The 13,640-nt window shown below is 61.5% G+C and carries 7 protein-coding genes and 1 pseudogene; 1 reads left to right on the top strand and 7 read right to left on the bottom strand.

Annotated features, from left to right (window positions below):
* Positions 1–28 precede the first annotated feature (28 nt).
* Positions 29–1,660 (bottom strand): alpha-glucosidase family protein, encoded by a 1,632-nt coding sequence (locus tag ACFWYE_RS15660; RefSeq protein WP_379112555.1) that lies wholly within the window; start codon positions 1,658–1,660, stop codon positions 29–31.
* Positions 1,657–3,660, bottom strand: a complete 2,004-nt coding sequence (glgX, locus tag ACFWYE_RS15665; protein ID WP_379112557.1) for a glycogen debranching protein GlgX — start codon at positions 3,658–3,660, stop codon at positions 1,657–1,659. Before glgX ends, ACFWYE_RS15660 begins: the two co-directional genes overlap by 4 nt.
* 160 nt (positions 3,661–3,820) lie before the next feature.
* Here glgX and ACFWYE_RS15670 point away from each other — a divergent pair, with 160 nt between their 5' ends.
* On the top strand, positions 3,821–4,261 hold the full coding sequence (locus ACFWYE_RS15670) for an SRPBCC family protein (protein ID WP_379061353.1): 441 nt from the start codon (positions 3,821–3,823) through the stop codon (positions 4,259–4,261).
* Positions 4,262–4,376: 115 nt separating this feature from the next.
* Here the strand turns inward: ACFWYE_RS15670 and ACFWYE_RS15675 are convergent, their stop codons facing one another.
* From ACFWYE_RS15675 to ACFWYE_RS15695, 5 genes and pseudogenes are all read right to left on the bottom strand, one after another.
* Positions 4,377–6,005: an alpha-D-glucose phosphate-specific phosphoglucomutase gene (locus ACFWYE_RS15675; RefSeq protein ID WP_379061355.1), complete on the bottom strand. Its 1,629-nt coding sequence runs from the start codon at positions 6,003–6,005 to the stop codon at positions 4,377–4,379.
* Between the two features lie 3 nt (positions 6,006–6,008).
* Positions 6,009–7,454, bottom strand: coding sequence for a glycogen synthase GlgA (glgA, locus tag ACFWYE_RS15680; protein ID WP_379112558.1), 1,446 nt, complete (start codon positions 7,452–7,454; stop codon positions 6,009–6,011).
* 3 nt (positions 7,455–7,457) lie between these two features.
* Positions 7,458–8,723: a glucose-1-phosphate adenylyltransferase gene (gene glgC / locus ACFWYE_RS15685; protein ID WP_379061359.1), complete on the bottom strand. Its 1,266-nt coding sequence runs from the start codon at positions 8,721–8,723 to the stop codon at positions 7,458–7,460.
* A 107-nt stretch (positions 8,724–8,830) separates the two neighbouring features.
* Positions 8,831–11,032: pseudogene (gene glgB, locus ACFWYE_RS15690) on the bottom strand (1,4-alpha-glucan branching protein GlgB); the annotation flags it as partial.
* A gap of 52 nt (positions 11,033–11,084) precedes the next feature.
* Complete coding sequence (locus tag ACFWYE_RS15695; RefSeq protein WP_379112559.1) at positions 11,085–13,553, bottom strand: glycogen/starch/alpha-glucan phosphorylase; 2,469 nt, start codon at positions 13,551–13,553, stop codon at positions 11,085–11,087.
* Positions 13,554–13,640 lie beyond the last annotated feature (87 nt).

Here is a 13,640-nt window from a genome sequence, read left to right on the forward strand (position 1 = left end):
AGACGGAGGGCTTGCCCTCCGTCTTCCTTCAATTTACCAGCCTGGCTAGAAACATCCCCAGTGGCGGCAGCGAAACATTCGCATCAAAGCCGACAGCTTCGCCCCCGGCGAAATCAAGTACTTCCGCGACTTCCAACCCGTCAGGCAACGGCCAGACGGCGTCCCCGCCGGTGAAATTGAAGACACACAGCAACGCCTCTCCGTCCCCTTTCCTCACAAAGGCAAGCACATCGCCCTCCGCATCCAGGAAACGGATCGAGCCCGTTGCGAGCGATGGATGCTGCCGGCGCAACGCCAACACCGCGCGATAAACGGCAAGCACGCTCTCGTTGCTATCGCTTTGAACATCAACGGCGCGAATGCGGTGCTCTTCCGGTACAGGAAGCCATGGTTTCGCAGTCGAAAAACCTGCATTGACGGCACCAGCCTCCCAAGGCATCGGCGTCCGACAGCCATCGCGCCCCTTGAAACCCGGCCAGAAGCGGATGCCGTAGGGATCGCGCAGATCTTCAAAGGCGAGCTCGGCTTCGGGCAAGCCAAGTTCTTCGCCCTGGTAAAGGCAGATCGAACCGCGCAGGCAAGCGATCAATCGAATGGCGAACTTCGCCACGACGTCGCCATCTCCACCAGGAGGCGTCCAGCGACTGACATGGCGAACGACATCGTGGTTGGAAAACGCCCAACAGGCCCAGCCTTCCGGCGCGGCAGCGCCAAACGCCTCGACGCAGCCACGTACATGCGCAGCCGAAAAAGCCTGTCCCAGCAGATCGAAAGTGTAGCACATGTTGAGGCGATCGACGCCCGAAGTGTAGGCCGCCATGGTCTGCAACGATCGGCCTTCGTCACCCACTTCGCCGACCACCGCGCGGTCGCCATACTCGTCGATCAAGCTACGGAAGCGCTTCAGGAATTCAAGGTTTTCCGGCCGCGTCTTGTCGAACAGATGCTCCTGGAAAAGATAGGGATTGGTTTCAGTCAACGTGCCCGCGAGGCTTGCCGTCAGAGGTGGATTGGAGCGCAGCCAGCGATCGTGGACATAGTAGTTCACCGTATCGAGGCGAAAGCCGTCGACGCCACGCTCCAGCCAGAACCGAACGCTGTCCAGCAGCGCGTCCTGCACCGCGGGATTGTGGAAATTCAGATCCGGCTGGGCGGCAAGGAAATTGTGCATGTAGTACTGCCGTCGTGTCGCGTCCCATTCCCAGGCAGGACCTCCGAACACCGACAGCCAGTTATTTGGGGGTGAGCCATCCGGCTTTGCCTCGGCCCAGACGTACCAATCCGCCTTTTCATTGTCGCGGCGGGTACGGCTTTCCCGGAACCAATCGTGCCGGTCGGACGTATGCGACAGCACCTGGTCGATGATGACCTTCAGTCCCAGCCGGTGCGCCTCGGCCAGCAACGCATCGAAATCCTCCAACGAACCGAAAATGGGGTCGACGGCACGGTAATCGGAAACATCGTAGCCCATGTCGGCCATGGGAGACTTGAAAAAAGGCGAGAGCCAAACGGCGTCGACGCCGAGCGAGGCGACATGAGCAAGCCGCGCTGTGACACCCTTGAGATCGCCGCTGCCGTCGCCGGTCGTATCCTGAAAGGACCGCGGATAGATCTGGTAGATGACGCAGCCGCGCCACCATTCGTTTCCGGGATTGGTCATCTCGGCTCTCCACCGTTCTCGTCCCACTCACGCTCGATCATGAAGCAGACCGCCCTGCCCTCGATCAGGCGCCAAGCCTCCGCAGATGCATTGGGGTCAAGGGCATCGAACCAGCGATAACCATCGCGCAGCGGCATGACGAAGGTCGAAGATCGCCGGTCGCCATTGACCAGAACGGCGAGCCGGCCTCCGTCGACGCCGGCACTGCCCAGCACCATAGCCAGGCGGCGCCGGCTCGGATCATTCCAGGCTGCCTCATCCATCGGCAGACCGGTCTCCGTCATCCAGACGACATCGGGCAACCCGCCGTCATCACGCGGCTTTCCGGTCAAAAAGACTGTGTTGCGCAGCCCAGGCAGATCGGCGCGCAAAGCCGACAGAGCGGCGACATGATCTTCCAGGGCCTGATCGCGCCTGCCCCAATCCAGCCAGGTGAGCTCGTTGTCCTGCGCGTAGGCGTTGTTGTTACCACCTTGGCTGCGGCCGAATTCGTCGCCTGCAGTCAGCATGATGGTGCCACGGGAGGCAAACAGCGTCGCGAGCAGCGCCCGCTGGTCGCCGGCGCGTCGAGCCGCGATACGAGGTTCCGCGCTCTCGCCCTCGACGCCAAAGTTCCAGGACAGGTTCTCGTCATGGCCGTCACGGTTGGCTTCGCCATTGGCCTGGTTGTGCTTTTTCTCGTAGCGCACGAGGTCGGCGAGCGTCATGCCGTCGTGAGCGGCGATGAAGTTCACGCTGCGGCTTTGCGTTTCGCCCGCGAAAACATCCGAAGACCCGGCCAGCCGCGTCGCCAGCCGTCCGACCAGACCGGCATCGCCGCGCCAGAATCGGCGGACATCGTCGCGATACTTGTCGTTCCACTCGAGAAAGGGGGAACCGAACCTGCCGAGTTGATAGCCACTCGTCCCGATATCCCAAGGCTCGGCAATCAGGATACGGTCTGAAAGAACCGGATCCGCACGCATGGCCGCAAGCAGTTGCGCATTCGGTGTGAAGCCGTTGTCGTCGCGCCCCAGCACGGGAGCGAGGTCGAAACGGAAACCGTCTACACCGGCATGGCGCACGAAATGGCGCAAGCTCGCCAGTACAAGATCGCGCACCGCCGGGTGGTCACAGGCAAGCGTGTTGCCGGTGCCGGTGTCATTGATCAACCGGCCGTCCGAGGTCTGGCGATAGTAGGCGAGACTGTCCAGGCCACGCAGCGACAGTGTTGGGCCGTGTTCGTCGCTCTCGCCGGTATGATTGAAAACCAGATCGAGGATGACGCCGATGCCAGCCTTGCGCAGGGCATCCGTTGCGGCATGCAGATCGTCAATACCTGCCGGCGCCAGATGCGGATCCAGCGCCATGAACGTAACAGGGTTGTAACCCCAGACATTGGTCAGGCCAAGCGGCGGCAAATGGCGTTCGTCGATCTTTGCGGTGACAGGCATCAATTCGACAGCGGAAACGCCGATCTTCTTCAGATGATCGATAACGACCGGATGTGCAAGCGCGCGCAGCGTACCGCGATCATTCTCCGGGACGTCCGGATGGCGCATGGAGAAAGCGCGGACAGGCAGTTCGTAGATCAACCCGCCGGGCTGGAACAACGGCGGCGGCACTGACGGTACGCTGGACAGGGCCGCAACAACCGCCTTCGGCACCAAAGGCGCGGTATCGCCACCTTCTCCGCGTCTTGCACCGAGCTTCGCATCGTAGACATAGGGGCGGTCGATGAGGACGGCGTAGGGATCGACCAACAATTTGTCAGGATCGAACCAAAGGCCGCGGGCCGGGTCGTAGTCGCCATCGGCTCGATAGCCATAGCGTGCGCCTGCCGTGATGCCCTTCGCACGCAGCCGGAAGATCCCGTCCTCGCTGCGCACCATTGGCAGGCGCTCGATCTCATGATCGGCGGCGTCGAACAGGCAGAGCTCGATCTTTCCGGCACGGCTGGACCAGACCGCAAATTCGGTGCCTGATGTGTCGGGTCGTGCTCCGAGTGTGGCGGGGGCCATGCGCTCCTGCAGTGAATTCAGTGTTGTGTGCGACTCGCCAGCAAGCAACAATAGCAAGCTTGCCGCGACGCGAAACCACGCGTTTCATCACCCTGTTTCAGAAAGTCGATACTGGCTGTTTCACCCGAATTTCTTGCCGGCAACCGATGAGGAGTAAGTCGTGCCCTACACCATCCGCTTGCACCGTGTCCTGAAAGCTCCGCCCGAAAAAGTCTATCGCGCCTTCCTCGATGCCGATGCCCTGTCGCGTTGGCTGCCGCCCTACGGTTTCCTTTGCAGCGTCGAGCATGTCGACGCCAAGGTTGGCGGCAGCTTCCGCATGGCGTTCAGGAACTACACGACCGGCCATGCGCATTCCTTCGGTGGCGAGTTCCTGGAACTCGAGCCCAACCGCAAGCTCGTCTACACCGATCGCTTCGATGATCCCAACCTGCCCGGAGAGATCAAGGTGACGGTTGAACTCACAGAAGTGTTCTGCGGCACCGACCTCAGGATCGAGCAGGCCGGCATACCGGACCTGATCCCGGAAGCCGGCTGCTATCTCGGTTGGCAGGAGTCGCTGCTGCAGCTCGCCAATGTGGTCGAGCCCAACATTCCCTAAAGCAATTCCGGGAAAAGCGCGCAGCGGTTTTTTGCGTCCTGAGTTGCGTGACTACAAGAGAACCGCAGCGTTTCCGTGTAAAACGGAAACGCTCTGGTCCTGCCGCCGAGACGGTTCAGGTGATCACGCTGGGCTTGTCACGACCGGTATGGCGCTTGATGCCGGCGATGTCGTCGGCGGCCGCGATGAGGTCGGCCAGCGCCTCCTGCGTGTCGAGGCCATGTTTGGAAGGATCCGGTTCGTAGCGCTCGATGTAGACACGCAGCGTCGCGCCCGACGTGCCGGTACCGGAGAGCCGCAGCACCACGCGCGAGCCACCCTCGAACAGGATGCGGATGCCCTGCTTCTGGCTGACGGAACCATCGACCGGATCGTGATAGGAAAAGTCGTCGGCCGCTGCGACGTTCAAGCCCCGCACAACCGTTCCCACAAGCGTGGCTAGCTTGGCGCGCAGTTCATCGACCAGCGCGTTGGCACGGGCGCTGTCGACTTCTTCGTAGTCGTGGCGGGAGTAGTAATTGCGGCCATATTCAGCCCAATGCCCGGTGACGATCTCCTTGGCACTTTCTCCCCGCGCGGCCAGGACCGACAACCACAACAGCACGGCCCAGAGACCGTCTTTCTCGCGCACATGGTTGGAACCTGTGCCAGCACTTTCCTCGCCACAGATCGTGGCCATGCCGGCGTCGAGCAGGTTGCCGAAGAACTTCCAGCCAGTCGGCGTCTCGTAGATGCCGATACCGAGCTTCTCCGCCACGCGGTCGGCCGCGCCGCTGGTCGGCATGGAGCGCGCGATGCCCTTGAGACCGTCCTTGTAGCCCGGTGCCAAATGTGCGTTGGCGGCCAGCATGGCAACGGAATCCGACGGCGTGACGAAAATACCCTTGCCGATGATCAGGTTGCGGTCACCGTCGCCGTCGGAAGCCGCGCCGAAATCAGGCGCATCCGGCCCCATCATCTCGTCATAGAGATGCTTGGCGTGGACAAGGTTCGGATCGGGATGGTGGCCACCAAAATCCGGCAGTGGCTTGAAGTTGCGGCAGGTACCGGCAGCCGCGCCGAGCTGGGTTTCCAGGATTTCCTTGGCGTATGGGCCGGTGACGGCATGCATTGCGTCGAAACGCATGCGAAAGCCAGACTTGAAAAGTCTGCGCAGCGCATCGAAGTCGAACAACTCAGCCATCAGCTCGGCGTAGTCGGTGACGGAATCAATCACCTCCACCGTCATGTCGCCCGCCTGCACCGTGCCGATCGTGTCGAGGTCGACAGGCGCGATATCGGCTATCTTGTATTCGGTGATTGCCTTGGTACGCTCATAGATGGCGTCGGTCAGCTTTTCGGGCGCCGGACCACCGTTCTCGGCATTGTATTTGATGCCGAAATCCTCGTGCGGACCGCCGGGATTGTGCGAGGCCGACAGGATGATGCCGCCGAAGGCCTTGTATTTGCGAATGACATTCGAAGCGGCCGGTGTCGACAGGATACCACCCTGCCCGACCATCACCTTGCCAAAGCCGTTGGCAGCGGCGATGGCGATCACCTTCTGCGCCACTTCACGGTTATAGAACCGGCCGTCACCGCCCAGCACCAACGTCTTGCCCTGAAATTCCTGCAGTGAATCAAAAATCGACTGCACGAAATTCTCGACATAATTCTCCTGCTGAAACACCGGCACCTTCTTGCGCAGTCCCGACGTGCCGGGCTTCTGGTCGTCAAAGGGCTTGGTGGCAACGGTACGGATCATCGTTCAGGCAACCTTCCTTGCAAGCAGCGAGCGGTAAAGCTCGACATATTTCTCCGCGCTGCGGTCCCAGGACACGTCAGCTTTCATGCCTTGCCGCTGGATCGAGTTCCAGACGCCGGCATTGCCGTGTGCCTGCATCAAGCGATGTACCGCGTGCAGCATCGCATCACCACTGTTGGCGGCGAACTGGAAACCGGTCGCCGCACCGGCGGCCACAGCGGCCTCGTTGGCATCGATGATCGTGTCGGCCAACCCGCCGGTGCGCGCCACCAACGGGACGCAGCCATAACGCAGACCATAGAGCTGGGTCAGGCCGCATGGCTCGAATCGAGACGGGATGATGATGGCATCGCAGCCACCCTGCATGACGTGCGACAGCGCCTCATCATAGCCGATCACGGTGCCGATACGGCCACGATGGCGAGCAGCGGCAGCCAGCAAGGCGCCTTCGAGACCCGGATCGCCGGATCCCAGCACGGCCAACCTGGCACCGGCAGCGACAACACTGTCTGCTACAGCAGCAAGGATGTCGATGCCCTTTTGCCAGGTGAGACGGCTGACCACGCAGATGATCGGGCTGTCGTCCTTGGCGAGATTGAAGCGTTCTTCCACCGCCGCACGGTTCGCGATGCGCTTGCCCAGGGTCTCGGCGGAATAGGTCGAGACCAGATGTTTGTCGGTAGCGGGATTCCAGATGTCGACGTCGATGCCGTTGACGATGCCATGGAGATCGGCAGCCCGCAGGTTGATCAGTCCGTCCAGTCCCATGCCGAACTCCGGCACGCGGATTTCCTGTGCGTAGGTCGGGCTGACGGTGGTGATCGCCCAGGCGGCCTGCAGGCCGGCCTTCAGATACCCCACACCGCCATAATATTCGACGCCGTCGAGGCTCATGGCCTGCGCAGGCAGGCCAAGTTCTCCGAAGATGCCGGCGCCGAACTGACCCTGGAAGGCCAGATTGTGTACGGTGATGAGCGATGGTGTGCCGATCGCCTTGCCGTAGCGCATGTAGGCCAGCGTCATTGCCGCCTGCCAGTCATGCGCATGCACGATATCGGGCTTGTAGCCGTCGATGCCGCCGCCGGCGATATCGCCTCCGACACGACTCAACGCCGCGAAGCGACGCCAATTGTCCTGCCAGTCGCGGCCATTGGCATCGCCATAGGGCCCGCCGACGCGATCAAACAGATGCGGTGCGTCGAGCACCAGGAGATCGAGCCCGTCCACCTGCGCTGCCTGGACGGTGGCCTTGCCGCCATAGAGTGCCTGATATGTCGCCGCGGCCTTCTTTTTCTTCAGCGCATCCATCACGACAGGGTAGCCCGGCACGAGCGAACGCATCGCCACGCCCTTGCCGGCCAGTGCCACCGGCAGAGCGCCCGCGACATCGGCCAACCCGCCGGTCTTGACCAGCGGGAATATCTCCGGCGTGACGGACAGAACCTGCATGCGTTACGTTCCCAACCTGTCGATCATGTCCTGCGTTATCAGAACAATGCCCCTTTCCGAAACCCGGAAGCGCTTGCGGTCAAGTTCCAGATCCTCACCAACGACAAGGCCTTCGGGGATGTGCACACCGTGATCGATGACGACATTGGTCAGTTGCGCATTGCGGCCAACATGGCAGTCCGGCAGCATCACGACATGGTCGAGGCTGGAATAAGAATTGATGCGGGCTCCGGTGAAGATCAGGCTGCGCTTCAGCGAGGCACCCGAAACGATGCAGTCGCCCGACACCAGTGACGACACAGCCATGCCGCGCCGTCCCTCGTCGTCATGCACGAACTTCGCCGGGGGCTTCAATTCCGCATAGGTCCAGATCGGCCAGTCGCGGTCGTAGAGGTCAAGCTCCGGCGTGATATCGGTGAGGTCGATATTGGCTTCCCAATAGGCGTCGATGGTTCCGACATCGCGCCAATAGGGTCCAGCCTCAGCAGTCGAACGCACACAGGACTTGGCAAAACGGTGCGCCACGGCCTTTCCGTGCTGGACGATGTACGGGATGATATCCTTGCCAAAATCGCGGCTGGAGTCCGGCTCGGCGGCATCACGGCGCAGCTGTTCCATCAGGAACTTGGTCTTGAAGACGTAGATGCCCATCGAGGCGAGCGCATAGTCGGGCTTGTCAGGGATGCCCGGGGGATCAGCCGGCTTTTCGATGAAGGAGAGGATGGCGTCCTTGTTGTCGACATGCATGACGCCGAAGCCGGTGGCTTCCATGCGAGGGACCTCGAGACACCCGACAGTGACATCGGCACCAGCGTCGACGTGCTGGCGCAGCATCAGCTCATAGTCCATCTTGTAGATGTGGTCGCCGGCCAGGATCACCATGTATTCGGGCCCATAGGCCTCGATGATGTCGATGTTCTGGTAGACCGCGTCGGCCGTGCCCTCATACCATTGCGTTTCCGATACGCGCTGGCTGGCCGGCAGGATATCGAAACTCTCATTTCGCTCAGGCCTCAGGAAGTTCCAGCCGCGCTGCAGATGGCGGATCAGCGAATGCGCCTTGTATTGGGTAGCCACGCCGAGGCGTCGGATGCCCGAGTTCAATGCATTGGAAAGCGCGAAGTCGATGATGCGGGTCTTGCCGCCGAAATAGACGGCGGGTTTTGCACGCCGGTCGGTCAACTCCTTGAGGCGACTCCCGCGTCCGCCTGCCAGGACGTAGGCCATCGCATCGCGCGCCAGCGGTTGCGACCGTTTGAAATCCGCCATTATCAACCTCCCTGCTTTGCCCTTGGAGCCGCCGTTTTCCTCGCGCGTGGCCCCGTACCCGAACCAACTCGGCCTTCGACCTTGCTGCCCTTGGTCGCCGGCACGAATTCCAGCATCAGCGTCGCCAATGGCGGCAACATCATCAGTGCCGCCGCACGATCGCCTTCGGCGTGCGCTTCCACAACACCACCATTGCCCTTGCCCGAGCCGCCATAGGCGACGGCATCGGTATTCATAATCTCGCGCCAGGTGCCCGCCTCAGGCAATGGAACGCGATAGTTCTCGCGCGGAACCGGTGTAAAATTGGAAACAACGGCGACCGGATTGGCACCAGGAGCCTTGCGCAGCCAGGCAAACACGGAATTCTCTGCGTCGTCGACAATCAGCCATTCAAAGCCTTCCGGCTCGCAGTCACGTTCATGCAGCGCCGGCTTTTCACGATAAAGGCGATTCAAATCGCGCACCGCATCCTGCACGCCGCGATGCGGAAGATGCTGCAGCAGGTTCCAGTCGAGTGCACGGGCCTCGCTCCATTCGCGGCGCTGGGCGAACTCCTGTCCCATGAACAGCAATTTCTTGCCGGGATATCCCCACATGAACGCGTAGTAGGCACGCAGCGTTGCGAACTTCTGCCAGTCGTCGCCGGCCATCTTGCCGATCAGCGTCGACTTCCCGTGAACCACCTCGTCATGCGAGAGCGGCAGCACGAAATTCTCCGTGAAGGCATACATCAGCCCGAAGGTGATCTGGTTGTGGTGGTGCTTGCGGAAGATCGGCTCGCGGGCAAGGTATTCCAGCGTGTCATTCATGAAACCCATGTTCCACTTGAAGCCGAAACCCAGCCCGCCCTCGTGCACGGGATGCGAAACCTTCGGCCAGGAAGTGGATTCCTCGGCAATCGTCATGACGCCGGGATGGGTACCGTAGAGTTCCTTGTTCATGCGTTGCAGGAACGCGACAGCCTCGAGGTTCTCGCGCCCACCCTTCTCGTTGGGGATCCACTCGCCAGCCTTGCGGGAATAGTCGAGATAAAGCATCGAGGCGACCGCATCCACGCGCAGCCCGTCGACATGGTATTTCTCGGCCCAGTAGAGCGCGTTGTTGACGAGGAAGGAAAGTACTTCGCGGCGACCGAAATTGTAGATCAGCGTGTTCCAGTCGGGCTGGTAGCCCTTGCGTGGGTCGGCATGTTCATAAAGGGCGGTTCCATCGAACCTGGCGAGCCCGAATTCGTCGGTTGGGAAGTGCGCCGGCACCCAGTCGAGGATGACGCCGATGCCAGCCCTGTGCGCACCGTCGACGAAACGTGCGAAGCCCTCCGGGTCGCCGAAACGAGCGGTCGGTGCGTAGAGACCGGTGGTCTGATAACCCCAGGACGGATCGTAAGGATGTTCCGAGATCGGCAGCAGTTCGATATGCGTGAAGCCGGTATCGATCACATACGGGATGAGCCGCTCCGCCAGTTCATCCCAGGTGAGAAAGCTGTCGTCTTCGTTGCGTTGCCAGGATCCGGCGTGAACCTCGTAGATCGAGATAGGCTGGCGGCGCGCCTCCGCTTCGCGCCAGAATTTGCGATGCGCGGTGTCACCCCATTTGCGACTTGAGGGCGCGGTCGTCACCGAAGCAGTGGCTGGCCGCAATTCCGAGCGGAAAGCGAAGGGATCGGCCTTGAGCGGCAGGCGAACGCCCTTTGCACCGACGATCTCGTATTTGTAGGGCCGTCCCTCGCCCAGGTCCGGAATGAATATCTCCCAGATGCCGCTGTCCTGCCGCTGCCGCATCGGATGGCGGCGGCCATCCCATGCGTTGAAATCGCCAACGATGGAAACGCGTCTGGCGTTGGGTGCCCAGACAGCGAAATGCACGCCGCTCGCCCCTTCATGATCGATGAGATGCGCGCCCAGCTTGTCGAACAGGCGCAGATGCGACCCTTCGGCCATGTAATAATCGTCGATCGGCCCCAGGACCGGTCCGAACGAGTAAGGATCGGTGATCCACCAGTCGCCGCCCGCGTTGCGCGCATGATACTTCACAGGCTGGCGCCTGCTGACCGCGATAGGCCCTTCGAAAAAACCGGCCTCGCCGCGACGGGAGAGTTCACCGATCTCCTTGCCGGCCAAGGTATACACAGCGACGGTCTCGGCATCGGGAATGAAACACCGTGCGACAAAACCCTTTCCGGCTTCCTGGACGCCCAAGACCGAGAAGGGATTGCCATGCGTGCCCGCCGCAATCGCCTTGACGTCGACAGCTGAAGCCGGCCCGTCAGATTGATCGCTCGTCGCGGTCGCGCGCGGCTTTTTTGTCAAGCAGTACCCCTCCCTGGGTCCACGGCCACGGACATGGCCTCATGCAATCACATCACACAGGCACGTTCCAGATTTCTTTCGCGTACTGTCGGATCGTCCTGTCCGAAGAGAACCAGCCCATACGCGCAACGTTGCGGACGGCGCGGGCGTTCCAAGCAGCACTGTCGCCCCAAACCGCGTCCACCTCGCGCTGCTTGGCGGCGTAGGCGTCAAAGTCTGCCGCGACCATGAACCAGTCGCTGTCGTAGAGACCGTTCATCAGGTCGCGATAGCGATCCGGATCATGCGGCGAGAACACTCCGGACGAGATCGCTGAAATGGCCTGCGCCAGTTCCGGCGAACCTTCGATGACGGCGCGCGGCTGGTAGCCGCTGCGGCGGCGCTCGGCCACCTCGTCGGCTTTCAGGCCGAAGATGAAGATGTTGTCGTCGCCGACATGTTCCTTCATTTCGACATTGGCGCCGTCAAGCGTACCGATGGTGAGCGCGCCGTTCAGTCCGAACTTCATATTGCCGGTCCCCGACGCTTCCATGCCGGCCGTCGAGATCTGTTCCGACAGGTCGGCCGCCGGCATCATGATCTCGGCAAGGCTGACGTTGTAGTTGGGCACGAACACGACCTTGAGCAGCCCGCGAACAGCGGGATCGCCGTTGATGACCTTGGCGACGTCGTTGGCCAGTTTGATAATCAGCTTTGCGTTGTGATAGCTGGGGGCCGCCTTGCCGCCGAAGAACTTCACGCGCGGCGTCCAGTCCTTCTCCGGATGCGAACGGATCTGGTCGTAAAGCGCCACGGCTTCCAGGATGTTGAGCAGTTGCCGCTTGTATTCGTGGATGCGCTTGATCTGGATGTCGAACAGCGCCGATGGATCGACGCGGATACCCAGCCGGTCGGCGACCAGATTGGCAAGCCGCACCTTGTTGGCGCGCTTGACGGCCGCGAACTTCTTGCGGAATGCCGCGTCGTCCGCGAAACGGTCCAGATCCTTGATGCCTGCAATGTCGTCGAGGAAACGATCGCCGATGGCTTCGCGTGCCAATGAAGTCAGGCCGGGATTGCACTGGATCAACCAGCGCCGCGGCGTGATGCCGTTGGTCTTGTTGTTGATACGGTCGGGATAGAGCCGGTGCAGATCGGCGAACACCGTCTGCTTCATCAGTTCGGTGTGAAGCGCCGACACGCCGTTGATCGAATGCGAGCCGACGAAGGCAAGATTGCCCATGCGCACGCGGCGGTCGCCGTTTTCCTGGATCAGCGAGATGGAAGCGATCTGGTCGCCGGAGAAACGACCCGTCGCGCGCGCTTCCTGCAACACCTCGGCATTGATGGCGTAGACGATCTGCATGTGCCGCGGCAGCAACCGTTCGAACAGCGGCACCGGCCAGCTTTCCAGGGCCTCCGGCAGCAGCGTGTGGTTGGTATAGGCGAAGGTTCGCTTGGTGATGTCCCAGGCCTTGGCGAAATCCATGCCATGGACATCCATCAACAGCCGCATCAGTTCCGGCACGGCAACAGCCGGGTGGGTGTCGTTGAGATGGATGGCGGCCTTGTCCGGCAGCGATTCCAGCTCGCCATACTGGCTGAGATGACGCTGCAGGATGTCCTGCAGCGAAGCGGTCGAGAAGAAATATTCCTGCCGCAGGCGCAGCTCCTGGCCAGCCTTGTGCGAATCCGCCGGGTAGAGCACGCGCGACAACGCGTCCGCCTTGTTGCTTTCAGCCAGCGCGCCGATGTGATCGCCGGCATTGAACTTGTCGAGCAGGATCGGGTCGACGGGCATGCCGGACCAGAGCCGCAATGTGTTGACACGCTTGGCCTTCCAGCCGACCACAGGCGTGTCATAGGCAACCGCCAGCACATGCTCCAAGGGTTTCCAGACATGCCGCTCGAGCCGACCATCCCTGGCCGTCACGGATTCCACCGAGCCGCCGAAGCCGACTTCGAAGGAGCGCTCGCGACGCTCGAACTCCCATGAGTTGCCATGATCGAGCCAGGTCTCCGGCAGTTCCACCTGCCAGCCGTCCTGTATCTCCTGGCGGAACATGCCGTTGGCGTAGCGGATGCCGTAGCCGTGGGCCGGCACGTCGACGGTCGCCATTGATTCCATGAAGCAGGCGGCAAGCCGGCCCAGACCGCCGTTGCCGAGTGCGGCATCTGGCTCGAGCGTGGCGATCTCGTCGAGGTCGACGCCAAGCGAGGACAGCGCCTCGCGCATCGGTTCCATGATGTCGAGATTGGAAAACGCATCGCGCATCAACCGGCCGATCAGAAACTCGAGCGACAGGTAATAGACGCGCTTCTCCTGCTGATCGTAGGTCTCTTTTGTAGCGCTGATCCAGTGGTCGATGATGCGGTCGCGCACCACCTTGATCGAGGCTGTCAACCAATCGTAGGGCGTCGCAACCGTGGTATCCTTGCCGACCCGATATTTGAGCGCCATCAGCACCTCGGACGCGAGCGTCTGAGGGTCCGGATGATCGAGATCTGGCAGCGGGACACTCGGCGTCTTGGTGCGGGTCATCTTGCCTCTCGCGCGACCGGCGATCAGAGCTCACTCATCTCGCCGAGAACCGATTTTGCCTTTCAAAAAGCATGCATAGCAGGACGT

It is taken from the genome of Mesorhizobium sp. NPDC059025, from assembly GCF_042739655.1.
Classification (GTDB): Bacteria; Pseudomonadota; Alphaproteobacteria; order Rhizobiales; family Rhizobiaceae; genus Mesorhizobium.

Excerpts from the sequence above, each read along its gene's own strand:
- ACFWYE_RS15660 (WP_379112555.1), bottom strand. The coding sequence starts at position 1,660 with ATGACCAATCCCGGAAACGAATGGTGGCGCGGCTGCGTCATCTACCAG.
- glgX (WP_379112557.1), bottom strand. The coding sequence starts at position 3,660 with ATGGCCCCCGCCACACTCGGAGCACGACCCGACACATCAGGCACCGAA.
- ACFWYE_RS15675 (WP_379061355.1), bottom strand. The coding sequence starts at position 6,005 with ATGATCCGTACCGTTGCCACCAAGCCCTTTGACGACCAGAAGCCCGGC.
- glgA (WP_379112558.1), bottom strand. The coding sequence starts at position 7,454 with ATGCAGGTTCTGTCCGTCACGCCGGAGATATTCCCGCTGGTCAAGACC.
- glgC (WP_379061359.1), bottom strand. The coding sequence starts at position 8,723 with ATGGCGGATTTCAAACGGTCGCAACCGCTGGCGCGCGATGCGATGGCC.
- ACFWYE_RS15695 (WP_379112559.1), bottom strand. The coding sequence starts at position 13,553 with ATGACCCGCACCAAGACGCCGAGTGTCCCGCTGCCAGATCTCGATCAT.